General features: G+C 69.9%; 11 protein-coding genes. 3 read left to right on the forward strand and 8 right to left on the reverse strand.

Annotated features, from left to right (window positions below):
• Positions 1-33 precede the first annotated feature (33 nt).
• Together OXG83_12435 and lpxK are read left to right on the forward strand one after the other, a co-directional pair.
• Entirely contained in the window at positions 34-1,317 is a 1,284-nt protein-coding gene (locus OXG83_12435; protein MCY3965840.1) for a 3-deoxy-D-manno-octulosonic acid transferase, read from the forward strand.
• Between the two features lie 5 nt (positions 1,318-1,322).
• Positions 1,323-2,303 carry a tetraacyldisaccharide 4'-kinase gene (gene lpxK / locus OXG83_12440; protein MCY3965841.1) on the forward strand — a complete coding sequence of 327 codons (981 nt, stop codon included), beginning with the start codon at positions 1,323-1,325 and terminating at the stop codon, positions 2,301-2,303.
• A 2-nt stretch (positions 2,304-2,305) separates the two neighbouring features.
• Here lpxK and OXG83_12445 read toward each other — a convergent pair whose 3' ends face one another.
• Positions 2,306-3,715, reverse strand: coding sequence for a sodium-dependent transporter (locus OXG83_12445; GenBank protein MCY3965842.1), 1,410 nt, complete (start codon positions 3,713-3,715; stop codon positions 2,306-2,308).
• An 81-nt stretch (positions 3,716-3,796) separates the two neighbouring features.
• Positions 3,797-7,339: an FG-GAP-like repeat-containing protein gene (locus OXG83_12450; GenBank protein MCY3965843.1), complete on the reverse strand. Its 3,543-nt coding sequence runs from the start codon at positions 7,337-7,339 to the stop codon at positions 3,797-3,799.
• A gap of 78 nt (positions 7,340-7,417) precedes the next feature.
• Here OXG83_12450 and polA point away from each other — a divergent pair, with 78 nt between their 5' ends.
• Positions 7,418-10,093, forward strand: coding sequence for a DNA polymerase I (gene polA / locus OXG83_12455; protein MCY3965844.1), 2,676 nt, complete (start codon positions 7,418-7,420; stop codon positions 10,091-10,093).
• Here polA and OXG83_12460 read toward each other — a convergent pair whose 3' ends face one another.
• From OXG83_12460 to lpxC, 6 genes are all read right to left on the reverse strand, one after another.
• The gene (locus OXG83_12460; GenBank protein MCY3965845.1) at positions 10,094-11,104 is read right to left on the reverse strand and encodes a TIGR03842 family LLM class F420-dependent oxidoreductase; all 1,011 of its coding nucleotides are present in this window, start codon (positions 11,102-11,104) and stop codon (positions 10,094-10,096) included.
• A gap of 69 nt (positions 11,105-11,173) precedes the next feature.
• Complete coding sequence (gene selB, locus OXG83_12465; GenBank protein MCY3965846.1) at positions 11,174-13,081, reverse strand: selenocysteine-specific translation elongation factor; 1,908 nt, start codon at positions 13,079-13,081, stop codon at positions 11,174-11,176.
• A 10-nt stretch (positions 13,082-13,091) separates the two neighbouring features.
• Entirely contained in the window at positions 13,092-14,462 is a 1,371-nt protein-coding gene (locus tag OXG83_12470; GenBank protein MCY3965847.1) for a sigma-54 dependent transcriptional regulator, read from the reverse strand.
• Positions 14,463-14,484: 22 nt separating this feature from the next.
• Positions 14,485-16,716 carry an ATP-binding protein gene (locus tag OXG83_12475; GenBank protein ID MCY3965848.1) on the reverse strand — a complete coding sequence of 744 codons (2,232 nt, stop codon included), beginning with the start codon at positions 16,714-16,716 and terminating at the stop codon, positions 14,485-14,487.
• Position 16,717: 1 nt separating this feature from the next.
• Positions 16,718-17,332 carry a DUF4390 domain-containing protein gene (locus tag OXG83_12480; protein ID MCY3965849.1) on the reverse strand — a complete coding sequence of 205 codons (615 nt, stop codon included), beginning with the start codon at positions 17,330-17,332 and terminating at the stop codon, positions 16,718-16,720.
• Between the two features lie 42 nt (positions 17,333-17,374).
• Complete coding sequence (lpxC, locus tag OXG83_12485; GenBank protein MCY3965850.1) at positions 17,375-18,379, reverse strand: UDP-3-O-acyl-N-acetylglucosamine deacetylase; 1,005 nt, start codon at positions 18,377-18,379, stop codon at positions 17,375-17,377.
• Positions 18,380-18,411: the final 32 nt, after the last annotated feature.

The following is an 18,411-nucleotide window of genomic DNA, read 5'->3' on the forward strand; positions in this document are numbered from 1 at the left end:
GTGCGGCCGCTGACCAGCCGGCTCGTCTGAAGCATGTGGTTCCTGTACCAGCTCGCGATGGCGGCAGGGTTGGGCCTGGCGGCGCCGGTGCTGCTGGCCCGGCGCGGTCGCCACTATCTGGCGACCCTTCCGGCCCGGCTCGGCCGCCTGCCGGCGGCTCAGGGAGAGCGGCCGCTGTGGCTTCACGCCGCATCGGTCGGCGAGGCCGGTGTGGCGGCGACGTTTGCGCGGGTCCTGCCGCCGGGACTCGATCTGCTGGTGACCACGGTCACGCCGACCGGCCAGGCGGCGGCGGAGAAACTGTTCGTACCCCTGGCCGAGGGGGGGCGTAGCGTCGTCGTCACCTACCTGCCATTCGACTTCGACCCGCTGGTTTCCCGGTTTCTCGATCGCTACGGGCCGCGTGCCCTGGTGCTGCTCGAGAGTGAACTCTGGCCCTTCGTGCTTAGGAGTTGCCGCCGGCGCGGGATTCCCGTGGCGGTGCTCAATGCGCGCGTCAGCGACCGCAGCTTCGTCCGCATGAGACGGGCCGGCCGCCTTTGCAGGCGGACGCTGCTCGATCCGGTCCAGCGCTTCGGCGCCCAGAGCCCGCAGGACGAGGATCGATTGCGGAGTCTCGGCGCTTCGGACGGGGCCGTGTCGCTGACCGGAAACCTGAAGTTCGACACGCCGGAGCCGGCGCCGGTCACCGGCCTGGAGCGGATGTTGCGGAAGCTCGCGAGAGGGCGGCCCATCCTCGTCGCCGGCTCGACGATGCCGGGCGAGGAGTCGATCGTTCTGGACGCCTTTGAACGGCTGGACCACGAGGCCCTGCTGGTTCTGGCGCCCCGGCATCCGGAGCGTTTCGACGAGGTGTGGCGAGAGATCGAGGGCCGGTCTCTGGGGGCGTTCCGGCGGAGCGCAATCCCTGCGGAAGGGTCGGGCGCGCCGTGGCGGGAATCCACGTCTCGGGTCGTGCTGCTCGACTCCCTCGGCGAGCTCGCCTCCATCTACCGGCTGGCGGCCGCCGCGTTCATCGGGGGCTCCCTGGTGCCCACCGGCGGCCACAATCCGATCGAGGCGGCCCGCTTCGGCGTGCCGGTCCTCGTCGGTCCGTCGATGGAGAACTTCCGGCGCATCGCGCGGGACTTCGAGGCCGAGGGCGGCCTGACCGTGACCGGCGACGGCGAGGCATTGAGCCGCGCCTGGAGGCGCTTCCTGGATCGGCCGGACGAGGCAGCGGAACAGGGCCGGCGCGGCCGAGCGATCGTCAACCGCAACCGCGGCGCGGTCGAGCGGTCGGTTGAACTGCTGCGTGGGCTGGTCGACCTGGCTTGAACACTGTGCGCAGTCCCTGGCAGCAGTTCTACGGTTGGGCGCACGCTCAGCGCCGACGCTACTGGGCGACCCGTTCCGAGAGCCTGGCGCGGCCTGTGGTGAGCATCGGCAATCTGCACTGGGGTGGCAGCGGCAAGACGCCGACGGTGATCGCCGCGGCGCGGGGGCTCCAGGCCGGGGGACGGAGGGTGGCCGTCCTCTCGCGCGGCTACCGCCGGCGGGGCCGGACACCACTCCTGGTCAGCCTGGGTGACGGTCCACTGGCGACGGTGCACCAAGCCGGCGACGAGCCGGTGATGATCGCCGAACAGGCGCCGGGCGTGGTGGTGGCCGTTGGCGCCGACCGCCGCGCGGCCGCCGGCCTGGCCCTCGAGCGGGCGTCGGACATCGATGTCTTCCTGCTGGACGACGGCTTCTCCCATGTTCGCTTACACCGCGACGTCGAGATCCTGACCTTTCCGGCCGCCGACCCCTTTGCCGGCGGCCTCCTGTTGCCGGGCGGTCGGCTGCGTGAGCCCTTGAGCATGGTGCGCGTCGCCGATGCCGCGGTGATCACCGGCCTCGAAGCCGGTGCCGAACCGCCGGACTACTTCGAACCGACGCTTCGCGGTCAAGGTTTCGCAGGCAGGGTGTTCACGTCGGCCCTCCGGTCCGAGCTCTTGGGTGGGCCGCCACCGGAACGACCGCTGCTCGTCACGGGCGTTGCCCGTCCCGAGCGGGTCGCCCGCACTGCAGCCGCGTCCGGCCTGGAGGTCGTGAATCACCTCCGCTTTCGCGACCACCACGGCTATCCGCCGCGTTCCCTCCGTGCGATCGAGGCCGCGCGCGTCCGCCACCGCTGCGACGCCGTGGTCACGACGTCCAAGGACGCCGTCAAGCTCCGCGAGCGGTGGTCCACCGGTGCTCCACCTCTGCTCGTGTTGAGAGTCGAGGCCCAGCTCGACGTGGACTTCCTGCCCTGGCTAGCGGGCCGGTTGGAAGGCTGAGCTCAGGCGAACGACCGCCCCCCGATCACGGCCCAGATGATCCACAGGATAGCGACCGGGCAGACGAAGCGGAGCAGGACGCCGCGCCAGATGAAGAACCAGCGGCCCACGTCGCCGTGGCCTTCGGCGAGTTCGGCCCGCGACTCGCGGGAGCTCAGGAACCAACCGAAGAAGATGGCCATCATCAGGCCGCCGAGGGGGAGGATCCAGTTCGACACGGTGTAGTCCATCGTGCCGAAAAAGCCCTCGGCGCGCTCGCCGAACGGGGCGAAGGCGGAGAGCGCGCCGCTTGCGCCGAGCGAGAGCGCGGAGGGGATGCCGAAGGCGAAGATGGCGCCGCCGGTGACGAGGCAGGCGCTGAGCCGGCTGAAGCCGCGGCGGTCGATCAGGTAGGAGGCGACGGTCTCCAGCAGGGAGATGGTCGAGGTCAAGGCGGCGAAGCCGACCAGGAGGTAGAACATCGGCGCCAGGGCGACGCCGAGCGGCATCTCGTAGAACATCCGCGGCAGGGTGGTGAACAGGATCGTGGCGCTCTTGCCGAACGTTGTGGCGCGCTCCGCCGCGTCGACGCTGAAGATGATCGAGAACATGACGACGCAGGCCATGATCGCGATCAGGGTGTCGAGCAGGCTGATCGCGGCTGCGCTCCTCGGGATCGACTGCTTCGATGTCATGTAGGAGCCGTAGGTGACCATCGCTCCCATGCCGACCGAGAGGGTGAAGAAGGCGTGTCCCACCGCTTCGAGCAGGCCGTCGGCCGTGATCGGCCCGATGTGGAAGAGGAAGCGGATCGCCTCGCCGAAGCCCGGGCTCCAGAACGAGTTGACGACGAGCAGGATCAGGATGGCCCCGAGCACCGGCATCAGGAGCTTGGTGACGCGTTCGATCCCCTTGCTCACGCCGAGGGCGACGACGCCGACGGTGACGGCCATGAACAGGAGATGGAAACCGATCTGGAGGGGGCCGTTGGCCAGGAAGGCGCCGAACGACTCGCCCAGCGGCTGGTCCTGGACGGCTGTGCCCCGCACCGACCAGCTCAGGCACTGGCCGAAGTAGTAGACGGTCCAACCGGCGATCAGGGCGTAGTAGGAGAGCAGAATGAAGCTGCCGGTGACGCCGAGCGCGCCGACGGCGCCCCAGGCGCGACCGCCGACCGTGTCCTTCGCCGCCCGGAGGAAGGCGCCGACCGGACTCTGGCGGGTGCGCCGGCCGATGACGAGTTCGGCCATCATGATCGGCAGGCCGATGAGGGCGATCGCGACCAGGTAGACGAGAACGAAGGAACCGCCGTCGTTGGCGTAGGTGATGTACGGGAACTTCCAGATGTTGCCGAGCCCGATCGCGGAGCCGACGGCGGCGAAGATGAACCCGAGTTGACCGAACCTGCCGCGTCCGCTGGAGCCGTTTGCCACGCTAGTTCCCTCCCGGTAGGCGTCGTGCCGTAATGCCGGCACCGGCCAGCTAGCGTAGCGGAGTGGAGACGGCGACTTGTCTCAGCGGCCCGAGGCGGGCGCCGGGACCGGACTGAACGGCGTCTCCGGGCCGACGACCCGGGTCAGCCAATCGGCGCGGTAGGCGTCGAGTTCCGGCGTTCGAGGATAAGCCTCGCCCGGCGCGAACGGGTAGCCGGACATCGCGTGGAAGGGCAGCGGCAGGTTGCTGTCCGCCTTCCAGGTATTACGGTCGGCGTCCTTGTCCCAGCCAAAGCTCTCGAGAAACACGGTGCGGACGTGGCCCGGCGCCAGCGGCGGCAGCTCGCGGGCGTCGAACAGGACCCGGATCTCGTCGCCCGGTCCGATCACGACCTGGCGGTCGTCGACGTCGACGAGGAGCTCGCGGACATCGCCGAAGCGGGTGTACCGGCCGGGGAAGGGCAGCCAGGGGGACTCCGTGCCGGTGCGCTGGTAGTCGAACAGGTGCGGGCCGTTGGGTGCGGGCCGGGTCGGCGCCGAGAATCCGCGGTAGGAGAGGGCGGCGCTCGCCGCGTCCAGACGCGCCTGGATGACGACATCATCGCCGTCGGCGCCGCCCAGGTCGGTGCTCCAGGCGACGCGGTCCCAGTGCAGCCAGCGGGTGGTCACGATCCGGAGCCTCGTGGCGCCGACCGGCAGCGGCGGCGTGTCGACGACCATCGTCTTCGTCTTGCCGGGCGGGAAGCCCATCGGATCGACCAGGGGCCGCCAGCCGTCCCCGGTTTCGACCTCTAGCCGGGTCATGACCATCTCCAGGTCGCCGTGCTCCACCGCCTGGGCGATGGCGAGGTTCAGGCTGGCGTCGGCGGGGAACACCCAGCCGTCCAGCCACAGCCGGACCGGTTTGCCGGGCGCTTCGCCGAGGTCGAAGGTGAACGTCCAGGGCTCGGCGGCGTGGCCCTGGAAGCGCGAGCGCGCGTAGCCGTCGGCGTAGATCTCGTCGCGGGCGCGGACGCGCTCCGTCACGTCGCGGCCGCGGCCGTCCATGGCGTGAACGACGGGGCGGACCACGGCGCTCGAGACGACGACGTCGGACGGCCTGCCGATGTGTCCCCGGCCCGGGACGATACGGAGGTTGCTCGCGACCTCAACGCCTTCGCGATGGTCGACCACCCACAGCCGCACGCGGTCGATGTAGGCGGCCTCCCACAGCTCCTCGGTGATCCGCAGGTCGTAGTACCCGTTCCGGGTCCGGGCTCCGTCGACTCGCACCAGTTCGTCCGGGTCGTAGCCGTTCCAGACGCCGTCCGCGAGGGGCATGCCGAGCGGCGCGCCCCACAGCAGGTCGGTGACGAAGCTGATCTTCTCGCCGTCCCAGGTGTACAGGAAGGGACAGCTTCCCTTGAGCACCTGCTCCTCGACGATCGTCAGGTTCTCGCCCGGCTCGAGACGGTTCTGCGGCACGCCGTTGGCCCAGACGACGCGGATCAGGTCGGGCCGGCGGCGGCTGCCGAGCCCGATGTGGGTGACCGGCCGGTCGACCTCGATGTACTGGTACGCCCGCTCCGACTTGACTTCGATCGTCGTGCCGCGGCCGAAGACGTTGTTCTTCTGGTTGCCGATGTCGAGGCCGACCAGGCGAACCCGGAGCCAGTTGTTCTCGGAGCCGTTCAGGTTCTCGATCCGGTAGAGGCCGGAGGCGCCTGCCGCCACCAGATCCTGGTCGCCGTCGCCGTCCAGGTCATCGGCCCGCACCGCCGAGATCCCGGCGTCGCGGGGCAGTCCGAGAACCTGCGCGAGCTGGAACTCGAGCGCCTCCGGTCCCGATTCGGAGGTCTGCGTCAGCACCCGCAGCTCGCCATCGGCGACCAGGGCGAGGTCGCGGCGGCCGTCGTTGTCGGCGTCGAGCAGGGCCAGGTCGGTGGCGTCCGTGGGCAGGGCGACCGATTCCAGTGCCAGCGGAAAGGGGGCAAGCGCACCGTTCTCGCCGGTCCTCAGGATGACCGTGGAGGCGCCGGCGAGCACGAACTCGGGAATCCCGTCGCGGTCGAGGTCGGCGGTACGAACGACGCGCACCGGCGTCCCGGTCGTGAGTGCGGGCTCCGAGTCGTCGCCGAGCAGCCGGCCGACGAGCCTTCCCAGCAGGTTCCCCTCGGGTGCTGGAGGTGTCCTCTCCGCGAAGCGCCCCTGGCGCAGGTTGTCCAGCCACAGCACGCCGGCGTCATGGGCCAGCAGCAGATCCGTGTCGCCGTCGCGGTCGGCGTCGGTGGCTTGAAGGTGGTGGAAGCGGCGCGGCTCGACCTGCGGCAGCGCCTTGGGTCCCAGCGCCTCGAGCGAGCCCTCGAAGACCTCCTCGCCGGAGACGTTCCGCAGCAGATCGGGCCCGCCGCCGGTCCGCGCAACGGCGAGATCGAGGTCGCCGTCGCTGTCGAAGTCGATCAGGTCGGCGGCGTCCACGCCGAACGGCTGCGCCAGGAAGCGGTCGCTGGCGTCGCCGAAGCGGGGCGTGTCGGCGGAGGCATCGACCTGCCAGACGGCCAGGGGATCGCCGACGGCGACCAGGTCGAGCCGCCGGTCGTTGTCGGTGTCGCCGGCGACCAGCAGTCGGGCGCCCGTTTCCGGAGCCGTGCCGGACGCCGCGAGGCCGGCGGAGGCGCGCCGCAACTGGAGCCGCGGGAGTGGTGGGTCCGAGCCCTCCCCGGCGGCCACCCACGCGATGTCGGGCCGGTCGTCGCCGTCGAAGTCCGCGACTTCGAGTGCGCGTCCGGAGGCGGCCGCGTTGTCGATGCGGCTGGCCCGGAAACGGACCGGGAGCGCCGGCCCGAAGTCCTCGATGGGCGACTCGTCCTCGAAGCGCTCGACGGGAATGCCCTGGATGTTCGTGAAGACCTCGGCCTGGCTGCTTGTCCAGCCGGCGGTCCCTTTCATGACGTTCGTGACTCTCCGGGCGAGACTGCGTGCGCGGTCCAGGTCGTCCGCTTCCAGGGCGTCGAGGACTTCCTCGACCGCCCGTTCGGCGACCGGCTGGGCCTGCCAGATCAGCTCCCGCACGCGGAGGTAGTCGTCGCTCGCGCGGCCGCGGTCGCCGTTGTCGAGGGCGGCCTCTCCGGAGAGCAGCAGGATGACCAGGTTGTCGGGTCGCAGGCGCCTGAGCCGGTCGACCGCGGTGCGCCGATCGGCTTCGGCCTCCGGTCCGCTCATGATCTCCGCGTGCCGGAACAGGGCGTACTGGGTTTCGGAGTCGTCGGGCGCGCCGCGGGCGGCCCGGCGGTAGTCCACCAGCGCCTCGTCGTTGCGGCTCGTCCACTGCAGGATCTCGGCGCGGATCAGCAGCAGGTCGGCCCGGTTGCCGCCGAGTTCCAGGGCGCGGTCGATCGCGGCGAGCGCCGCGTCCTTCTCGTCCTGCCGGAGCAGCGCGACGGCCAGGTTCGCGTGACCGAGGGGCTCGTCGGGCGCGAGTGCGATGAGCTCCCGGTAGGTGCTCTCGGCTTCGGCTTCCCGCTCGTTTTCGAGTTGGGCGTAGCCGATGCCGTGCAGCCGCACTTGCTCCTCGGTCGGTTGCGCGGGCGCCGCGGCCGGGACGAGCGCGGTGAGAAGAAGAAGGGCGGGGAGTGTCCGAGGCATGGCTCGAGGCGACAGTTCGTTGCAGGACACCGACATCCTACGACTCGACACCAGATCGACACTAGAGTAGTCCCCGCCGTGACCGCGAAGCGCCTCTTCCTGATCGACGGGTACTCGACGATCTTCCGGGCCTTCTACGCGATCCGGGGTTTGTCGACGTCGGCGGGCGAACCGACCAACGCGATCTACGGCTTCATCAACATGCTGCGCAAGTTGCTGCGCGAGGAAGAACCGCCGCTGCTCGGGATCGCGCTGGACGTGGGGCGTGCCACGGTGCGGACCGAGGCGTACGCGGAGTACAAGGCGAACCGGGCGCCGATGCCGGAGGACCTGCGGGCGCAGATGCCGGCGATCCGCCGCGCGATCGAGGCCTTCCGCATCCCCATCCTCGAACTGGAGCGCTACGAGGCGGACGACGTTCTCGGGACCCTGGGGAGCAGGGGGCAGGAGGCGGGCTACGACGTGACGATCGTCAGCGCGGACAAGGACCTGTTCCAGCTCGTGAGCGACCGGGTATCGCTGCTCCACACCGGTCGCGAGAAGACCTACGACCCTGCCCTGGTCGAGCAGGACTTCGGGGTGCCGCCGGAGCAGGTGGTCGACGTCCTCGCCCTGGTCGGCGACAAGGTGGACAACGTGCCGGGCGTGCCGGGGATCGGCCAGAAGGGCGCGCAGACGCTGATCCGCGAGTACGGCGACCTCCAGACGCTGCTCGAGGCGGCGCCCGAACTCAAGCGCAAGGCCTACCGCGAGGGGCTGCGGGAACACGCCGACCAGGCCCTGCTGTCGAAGGAGCTGGTCACGATCCACACCGACCTCGACGTCCCCTTCGATGCCGAGGCCTTGAGGATGGAGGCGCCGGACTACGAGGCGCTGGCCGAACTATGCCGCGAGTTCGAGTTCTGGAGCCTGCTCAAGGAGCTCGAGAGCGAGAGCGGCGGACCCGAGATCGAGCCGGCGGTCATCCTGGACTCCGTCGAGGAGTTCGAGGAGGCGGCACGGGTCCTGAGTCCCCGCATCGCAGTCGGCGTCGTCTTCCGGCGCGGCGGCGAACCGGTGGGGCTGTCGTTCGCGCCAATCGGAGGCACCGTCGGCCGAGACTTGGACGGGACGATCGGCCGGGCCGGCTTCGCGGACTTCGGGCGTCCAGGGATGCGGGAAGCCGTGGCGGCGACGCTGCGGGCGTGGCTCGCAGATCCTGCCCTCGAGCTGATCGGTCACGATCTGAAGGAAGTCGTCCGGCTCTGCCCGCACGGGGAGGGTCGTCCGCGGGTGTCCGCGCGGCTCGTCGACACGATGCTGATGGCCTACCTGGTTCACTCCGCGGTGCGGAGCTTCGGGCTGGCGACCGTCGCCCTCGACCGCCTCTTCTACAAGGCGACGACGCCGGCGGACGCGGGGTTGGGAGATGCCACGGCGGCGCTCGGCGACGACCCGGGTCTCGCTGTCTACGCGGCCGAACAGGCGGTGCTACCCGCACTGATCCTCGAAGCGATCACTCCCCAGTGGGGAGAGTCGCCCGGGGCGCGCGAGGTCTACGAGGGCATCGAGGTGCCCCTGTTGCCGGTCCTCGCGGCGATGGAGGAGGAGGGCATCGAGCTCGATGCCGGCGTGCTGGGCGAGATGTCGCGCCGCCTCGAGCTCGATAGCGGCGACCTCGCCGAGGAGATCTTCGACCTCGCGGGCGAGCGGTTCAACATCCAGTCACCGACTCAGCTCGGCGTCATCCTGTTCGAGAAGCTGGGGCTGCCGGTGCTCGGCCGCACCCGCAAGACGAAGAAGTACTCCACCGGCGCGGAGGTGCTGGAGCAACTCGCGCAGCGTGGCTTCGACCTGCCGGCCAAGGTGCTCCAATACCGGGAGCTGACGAAGCTCAAATCGACCTACGTCGACGCGCTGCCGCACCTCGTGGCGGAGGACGGGCGCCTCCACACCCGCTACCACCAGGCGGTGGCGGCCACCGGGCGGCTGTCCTCGCACGACCCGAACCTGCAGAACATCCCGATCCGCACCGACATCGGGCGCCAGGTACGCCGCGCTTTTCGCGCCCGCGACGGCTACCTGCTCCTGGTCGCGGACTACAGCCAGATCGAGCTGCGGGTGCTCGCGCACATCTCGGGCGACGAGGCGCTGATCGACATCTTCCAGCACGGCGGCGACATTCATCGCTCGACCGCGGCCACCGTGTTCGGCGTGGCCCCGGCCCTGGTGACCGACGAGCAGCGGCGGGCCTCCAAGACGATCAACTTCGGGATCATCTACGGGATGTCCGCGTTCGGCCTCGCCCGCGCCCTGGGCATCGCGCGAGGGGAGGCGCAGGCCTTCATCGACGCCTACTTCGAGCGCTTCCCCGGCGTGCGCACCTACACCGAACGGACGCTTGCGCAGGCGGAGGAGGAACTCCGCGTCGAGACCCTCTACGGCCGGGTCCGCTACCTGCCGGACATCAAGAGCCGCAATCGCGCGGTGCGCGAGAACACGCGGCGGATGGCCGTCAACGCCCGCATCCAGGGCACGGCGGCCGATCTTCTGAAGTTGGCGATGATCGCCGTCGACCGCCGGCTGCGGGCGGAACTCGGGGCGGCCCGACTCCTGCTGACCGTCCACGACGAGCTCGTGCTCGAGGCGCCGGCCGGCGCCATCGACGAACTGTCGGCCCTGGTCAGAGAGGAGATGGAGGGAGTCGCGGACCTGCGCGTGCCGCTCGTCGTCGACATCGACTCGGGCCCCGACTGGTACGAAGCGAAGGCCTGATCACGCGCCCCGCAGCGCCGGCATCACCTGGTCGCCGTACGCCGCGAGCGTGCCTTCCTTGTCGTCGTGCATCAGGTAGACGGCGAAGTGGTCGACACCCAGGGACTGCAGTTCCCGCAACTTCTCGATGTGGGCCTCCGCCGGCCCGAGCACGCACAGACGGTCGACGATGCCGTCGGGCACGAACTCGGTGTCCGGGTTGCCGCTGCGGCCGTGGTGGGAGTAGTCGTACCCCTGCCGCTGGCGGATGTACTCGGCGAGCGCGTGGGGCACCTTCGAGTCGTCCTCGCCGTAGCGCATGACGAGATCGTGGATGTGGTTGCCGACCATGCCGCCGAACCAGCGCAGCTGGTCCCGTTGATGCGCCAGGTCGTCGCCGACGTAGGCCGGAGCGACCACGCAGACCGTGATCGCGTCCGGGTCGCGGCCCTCGTCTTCGGCGGCGTCGCGCACCGCCTGGAGCGTCCACTCGAGGATCTTCGGGTCCGCGAGTTGCAGTACGAAGCCGTCGGCGTGACGGCCGACGACCTCCAGCGCCTTCGGGCCGTAGGCGGCGAACCACACCGGCAACTCGGCGCCGCTCTCCTCGCGCCAGGGGATCCGCACCGTCGCGCCGCCCAGGTCCGCATCGCGGCCGGCGAACAGCGCCCGGATGACATTCATCGCGTTCACCGAGGCCGCGAGCGATTCGGGCCGCCGGCCGATGTAGCGCAGCGCCGAGTCTCCTCGCCCCATCGCGCAGAGCGTGCGTCCCGGGTACATGGAGTCCAGCGTCGCGAACAGCGAACCGAGCACCGTGATGTCCCTCGTGCCCGGGTTCGTCACCATCGGTCCGACGCCCATCCGCTCCGTCCTCGCCAGGATCTGCGAGAAGATGACGAACGGCTCCGGCCACAGGACGTGGGAATCGAAGAGCCAGCACTGGTCGAATCCTCGGCCCTCGGCCATGACCGCGAGTTCGACGACGCGGGAGATCGGCGGGTCGGGCTGGAGGACCACGCCAAAGGACATCTGGTCAGTGCTCGTCATGGTCTTGCTCCTTTCCCGGGGCAGGTCGGGCAGGTTAGCAGCGAGCGTGGCCTACCCCCGCGGCCGCAGCACCCGGCGCCGGTCCCCCTCCCGCCGCGTCAGCCGCTGCCGGTCCAGGTGCTCCAGCAGGGGAATCGCCCACTTGCGGGTGAGGCCGAAGCGGTCCTTGAACTCGGCGACGGTGAAGGTGTCCCAGCCCGTGGCTAGCAGGTCGGCCTGGAACCGCTCCAGGGAGCTGGAGGCCAGAACGAGGCCGTTCGGAAGGCGGGCCAGGCGGCCGCGTTCGACGAGGTAGCGGAGCACGCCGTCGAAGAGCTGTGGCTTGGCGCCGAGGGTGCGGCAGAGTTCCTCGGGGGAGCCGGGGGCGAGCCCCTGCTTCTCGAACCCCTCGACGATGTCCTGGGCCAGCTTCGACTCCGCGCCGGTCAGTTCGCCGGTGCGGCCGGGCAGGGTGACGAGGTCGCCGTCGACCGTCACCGCCCGGTCGGAATCTCCCTGGCTTGCCCAGTCGAGGTAGGCGGGGGCGAGATCGCCCGCGCGGGCGCCGAGCAGGCGCCGGACGAGTTCGGCCTTGGGCATGCCGCGGGACAGGCGATCGGCGGCGAAGTGCGCCTCGACCAACCGCCGGGCGCGACGCGACACGCTGCGCACGGTGCCGGCGGTGACGAAGCGCTCGGGTCCTGCTTCGAGTAGCAGGCCCTCCCTGGCGGCGTCGGTCAGCACGCTCGCGGCGTCGCCGCGGACGACTCCCAGGCGCAAGGCGAGTTCGGAGGTTGCGAGGCCGGCCTCCCGGCCATCGGCGGTCCACTGCACGGCTGCCGAGGCGGTGTCCTTGCCGAGCGCCTCGATCGTCGTCCCGAGGGCCTTGCCGCGTCTGTGCCTCCAGGCCGGGTCCAGCACCTCGCCGCCGCCGAGCGTTGTCTGGGGAGACGGCCGGCGGATCACGAAACGGTCACCGCGAATCGCCACCAGCGGCTCCTCCAGGCGGATCTCCGCGATGGCCTCTCCGCCCGGCTGGAGGCCCTCGGGGGACAGGGGCCGCAGCCTGCCGACCCGCTGGGCCGCCATCACGTGCAGCCGCACGGAGCAGCTCCCCTGGAGCGGTTCGGGCGCGGACTCGAGCAGCCGGCAGCGCACGAGCAGGGAGGACGTGGCCCGGTAGACGCCCGGAGCGGTCAGTTCGCAGCCTCGGGCAACGTCCTCCAGGCCGACGCCGACCAGTTGCAGCGAGGTGCGTTCGCCGGCCTGCGCCCGTTCACGGCTTTCTCCGTGAACTTCGATGCTGCGCACACGAGCGCTTGTGCCGGACGGCAGAACGTCGAGTTCGTCGCCGGCCGCGATGGTTCCCCTGGCCAGTGTGCCGGTGACCAGCACACCGAGTCCCTGGAGCTGGAAGGCGCGGTCGATCGGCAGGCGGGCTGGCAGCCTGCTGTGGCGGTCGAGCGGCGCCGCTTCGCGTGCGAGGTCCACCAGGGTCTTGCGAAGCCGCTCGAGTCCCTCTCCGGTTTCGGCCGACACCGGCAGAATGGGCGCCTCGGCGAACGGCGTGTCGGCCAGCGTCTCCTCCAGCTCCAGTTGCGCCAGCTCCAGCAGATCGGCTGGCACCAGATCGATCTTCGAGAGCACCGCGACGCCGGCCGGAATCCGGAGCAGCGAGCAGATGGCGAGGTGCTCCAGGGTCTGGGGCATGACCCCTTCGTCGGCGGCCACGACGAGGACCATCATCTGGATGCCGCCCAGGCCCGCGAGCGCGTTGCGCACGAACCGCTCGTGGCCCGGAACGTCGACGAAGCCGATCTGCCAGCCGTCCTCCAGCATCGACGCGAAACCGAGATCGATCGTGATGCCGCGCCGTTTCTCTTCCTCCCAGCGGTCGCAGTCGACGCCGGTCAGGGCCTCAACAAGCCGCGTCTTGCCGTGGTCGACGTGGCCGGCCGTGCCGACGACGAACCGCTTCACGACGTTCGCTTCACTGGCCGCGCCCCGGGTCGATGCCGTAGGCGCGGAGCTTGCGGTACAGGTGGCGCCGGTCGATCCCGAGGTCGCGGGCGGTCTGGGAGACGTTGCCGCCGGCGGCGATCAGCCGCTGCTCGATGTAGAGCCGCTCGAAGGCCTCGCGCGCCTCCTTGAGTGACGCGTAGTCGTCCTCGATCGGGGCGACCACGCCCTTGCCGCGGATCCGGGGCGGCAGATCCGCGAGACCGACCGCTTTCCCGGGCGCCATGATCATCAGCCGCTCGGTCAGGTTGCGGAGCTCTCGCACGTTGCCCGGCCAGGAGTAGGCGACCAGGCGCTCGAGCGCCGCCGCGTCGACGGCCTTGGGCCGGCGTCCGGCCTCGGCGGCGAAGCGCTTCATGAAGTGGTCGACGAGCGCCGGAATGTCCTCTCTCCGCTCACGCAGGGCGGGCACGTGGAGCGGAATCACGGCCAGCCGGAAGTAGAGGTCCTCGCGGAAGCGCCCGGCCGGTAGCTCGTCTCCCTCCAGGTCCTTGTTCGTCGCTGCCAGCACCCGGACGTCGACGTCGATCGGATCGCTGCCGCCCACCCGCTCGAACCGCTGCTCTTCGAGCACCCGCAGGACCTTGGCCTGGGTTGCGAGCGACATGTCCGCGATCTCGTCGAGGAACAAAGTGCCCCCGTCGGCCTGTTCGAAGCGTCCGCGGCGGCTGCCGGATGCCCCGGTGAAGGCGCCCTTGACGTGCCCGAAGAGCTCGCTCTCGATCAGTTCTTCGGGGATCGCGGCGCAGTTCACCTCGACGAAGGCGCTGCTGCTGCGCCGCGAGAGGCTGTGCACGCGGCGGGCGACGAGCTCCTTGCCGGTCCCGTTTTCGCCGGTGATCAGGATACGGCTCTCGGCTCGGGCGGCAAGCTCCAGGTCGCTGCCCAGTCTGCGCATCGGCTCGGAATCGCCGATCAGATGCCGTTCCGGCTCGAGCCGGTTGGAGAGTTCCTGCACTTCCCGCTCGAGGCGGTAGCGCTCGAGCGCGTTCTCCACCGAGACCACGACCCGGTTCAGCGCCAGGGGCTTCTCCAGGAAGTCGTGGGCGCCGATCCGCATCGCCTTGACCGCCGTGTCGATGTTGCCGTGGCCGGAGATGACGATGACCGGTGTCGTGAAGCGTCCATCGCGGAGTTCCGAGAGCAGATCCAGGCCGTCGCGGTCGGGCAGCCACACGTCGAGCAGGACGAGATCGAACTCGTCGCTCGACATCAGGGCGCGCCCGCTGACCCCGTCCGCGGCGGTCGTGACCGAGTGACCCTCGTCCTCGAGGATCCCCCTCAGCGTCTGCCGGATGCCGGCCTCGTCGTCGACGACCAGAATGCGGGCCTTGCTCGTCATGGAATAGCTGCCGGTCCGGAAGCTACTGCGGCAGCTCGATCGAGAACGTCGTGCCGTGCGGTTGGTTGTCCTCGACCCGGATCGAGCCGTTGTGGTCGCTGACGATGCGCTGGACGATGGCCAGACCGAGTCCGGAGCCCCTTCCCTTCGTCGAGAAGTAGGGCAGGAACAGCTTCTCGCGTGCCGCCTTCGGGACGCCGCTTCCCGTGTCGCTGACGGACAGGTCGAAGACGCCGTTGCTGCGGCCGGCGCGGACCGTGACCTGGCCCGGCGGAGTGGTGGCGGCGATCGCGTTGTCCAGCAGGTTGACCAGGGCGGAGCGCATCTGGTCGGCGTCGAGCTTGACGTGCAGACCGTCTTCCCCGGCTTCGATCAGCGCCTCGACTTCGACGCCCGGTTTCAGTTCGCGGTAGAGATCGACCGTTTCGCCGATGAGCCGCTCGACGTCGACGTCGCGGGGCTGGGGCCGGCGCATGCGAGCGTAGCGGGCGAACTCGTCGACCAGGTTCAGCATGTTGCCGACCTCCCGCACGATGACGGAAGACCCTTCCTCGACCGCGGCATCCAGGCTCCTGTCCCTGTTCCTGGACTTGCGGAGCATGCGTTCCGCGGCGAGCTTGATCGGCGTCAGCGGGTTCTTGATCTCGTGCGCGATGCGCCGGGCCGCTTCGGTCCAGGTGGCGGCCTTCTGGGCGTCGAGCAGAGCGGTGAGATCCTCGATCACGATGACGTGGCCGAGCAGTTCGAAGCCGCCGGCTCCGCTCGGGGCGCGCAGCGGACTGGTCTTCACCTCCAGCGTCTTCCAGTCGTCCTTGCCGCCGAGGCTGACTTCCCGGCGCGCCGGAGTGGTTTGCGGGCGCCGACGCCTGCGTGTGGCGTCGGGCAGGTCGGCGAACACGGCTTCGATTCCGCGGTCGGGCAGCAGTTCGCCCAGAGCTTCCGGGGGCGAGCCGGCGAGTACCGTGTCGGGGGCCAGCCCCAGCATCTCGAGGGCGGCGCGGTTGCATGTCAGGATCCTGCCGTCGCGATCGAGCGACAGGACGCCGGCGGGACCGCTCTCGAGCACCGCCTCGATCCGCGCGCGCTCGGCGTCCAGACGGCGATTCGTGGCAACCAGATCGCGGTTCGAGTCCTCGAGCGCGTCGGTCATCCGGTTGAAGGAGTCGACGAGCACCTGCACCTCGTCGTCGGCGGCGGCCTCGACGCGGTGTTGCAGGTCGCCGCCGGCGATGCGCCGGGTACCGGCGGCCAGGGCCTCGATCGGTCCGGTCACCCGTCCGGCCACGTAGAGGCCGACCCAGCAGGAAACGAGCAGGATGCACAGGGTGACGGTCAGGAACAGGAGCCAGTACGCGGCCCGTATCTCGTCCCGCTGGGCGTGCAGTTGCCGGCGCGACTGGTAGGCGCCGATCAGGGTTTCCGTGTTGCCGGCCAGTTCGGCATCGAGCAGCCTCCCGGCGACCGCCACGGTGGGTTCGTCGGCGCCGTCGGTCGCCGCCGCACCCAGGATCAGGCGCTCCTCCCTACCGGAGACCTGGTCGACCGCGCGGGCGGCGCCGGTGCGGATCGCTTCCAGCAGCATGCCGCGGGTCGGTTCGGGCATTTCCGACAGGGTCTGGGGGTTGACCGTCGCATGGACGAAGGTCGTGTCGCGGTAGACGGCCAGGTAGTCCAGGTCGGCCGACGACAGCGTCTCCCCGAGGGCACGCGACAGGCTGCCGCGGCCGCGCGGATCCTCCAGGTCGAGATCGGCCGTTTCGCTGAGTAAGCGTTCCGCGTCGCGCAGCAACTGGTCCTGGTGGGTGGACGTGAGGGCCTGGGAGACCTGGTTCGCCGGTTCCAGCAGATCGTCGATGTCGGTGCGGAACATGCGGTCGATCGAGCCCTGCAGCAGTTCGGTCGCGTAGAGGAACAAAACCAGTCCCGGAAGCAGCGACAGCCCGATGTAGGTGAGGATCAGCTTGGTGCGAAACTTGGCCCCAAGACGCTGCCGCCGCCGCTCGATCCACAGCTTGGTCAGGTTGCGGACGAGGACGAACGCGACGATCAGGATCAGCACCACGTTCAGGTTGCGCAGCGCGAACAGGAGGATGCTGTTGTTGAGCGCCGCGGGGTCGATCTCGCGTCCGCGCTGAAGCGCGTAGTAGCCGGCCGTCGGTACCGCGAGGGCTAGGACCAGAAGCCAGACGAGGAACCGGTTGCTCTTGATCAGCTCTCGCAGGGAGCGCGGGGGAGTGCCCTGGGTCGTGGTCATCTCACTTGGCCCGCGTGTCCCGGACCGATCGCCGGAACGGAGGGAAGGGTGGGGTCTTGACCCAGGCCGTATGTACCCGATCGGGGATCAGGCCGAGACGGGTCCGTGATCGCAATTCCGCGCGCACGCGGAGGACGAAACGACCCGCCCGATCGTCCTCGATCTCGATCGACGGCAGCTCCTCGAAGACCGTCAACGCCCGCTCGAGGTCGGCGGCCGAGGTGACGACGCGGCTGGCGTAGAGTTCGCCGTCGCGCCTGAAGTTGACCTGGTACTCGCGGGTGAGGGCGTTGTACATCGCTACGACCTGCAGCCGGGTCGCGCCGACGCGCTGGTCGAACCACCGGCGGCGTAGCCTCTGGACCTCGATGTCGTACGTGAAGCCGGTCGGTAGACCGCTTTCGATCTTCTCCCAGGTCCGTTCGTCCAGGGCGCGGTCGAGGCGGAAGCTGACCAGGAGCGCCGAACCGTCGCGGACGACGGAAAGCGCGGCGATGCCGGCCTTGCGGCTTCGGTTGGAACCTTCTCGTGGGGGCTGGGCCGCGAGTATGTCGGCGCCCAGGACGCTCGACAGGCTGAGCGCGCAGATCAGCCGCCCCGCCCACGGGACTCTCATGGGGGCGACACTACCAGCCCCGGTGGGCTGCCGTCGGCTGCGCTATTGCGGAGGACCGGCCAGAACCGGCGCCCAGGCCGGGGGCTGCTTCGGATCGAGAGGCAGGTCCGCTTGCGGCGGCAACTCTTCCCCGACCATCCAGGTCCAGCACTGCGGATTCGCGACCAGTTCCTTGAGCAGTTCGTAGTGGAGCAGGTGGCCGCCGCGCAGGATCTCGAAGTGGCCCCAGATCGGCGCGCCCAGCAGGGTGAAGTCGCCGATCGCATCGAGTGCCTTGTGACGCACCGGCTCGTCGGCGAAGCGCAGGTCGGTGTTCACCGCTCCCTTGTCGTCGAACACGATGCAGTTGTCGACGGAGCCGCCAAGACCCAGTCCGGCCCGCTGCATCTTCTCGACATCCACCTGACGGCAGAACGTTCGTGCCGGCGCGAGGTCGCGCTCGAAGCTGGCCCGATCGACTTCCATCTGCAGCCGTTGCCGTCCGACGGCGCAGCCCGGGAAATCGATCGTGTAGTCGAGGCGCAGTCCCGGGTAGGGGGAAGCGCGCAGCCACTTGTCGCCGCGCTTGAACTCGATCACCGAGGTCATCGCCACGATCCGCCGGTCGGCGTTCTGCCGGCGAATCCCGGCCGCCTGCAGGAGCAGCAGGTAGGGCATCGCCGAACCGTCCAGGATCGGCACTTCGGGGCCATCCATCTCCACGACCAGATTGTCGATGCCGAGGGCGTAGACCGCGGCGAGCAGATGCTCCACGGTCGACACGGTGACATCGTCGCGGCCGAGTGTCGTCGCCAGCTCGAGGGAACTGACGTCCTTGAGATCGGCCCGGACCTCGACGCTGCCGGCATCGGTGCGGCGGAACCGGATCCCGCTGCCGACCGGTGCCGGTAGGATCCGCAGATTGGTTTCCTTGCCGGTGTGGATGCCCACTCCCGAGATGGCGGTGGGCCGGCGGATCGTCTGCTGCCGGAAGAGACGGTCGCGGGCGCTGTCGGATCGGAAGGAACGGCCTGGACTCCCGTTCGCTCCATTGGCGCGTCTGCCCATCGGCGGTCTTGACTGAGCAGGGATCGTGCCAG

This window comes from Acidobacteriota bacterium, from assembly GCA_026707545.1.
In the GTDB taxonomy this organism is placed as follows: Bacteria; Acidobacteriota; Thermoanaerobaculia; order Multivoradales; family Multivoraceae; genus Multivorans.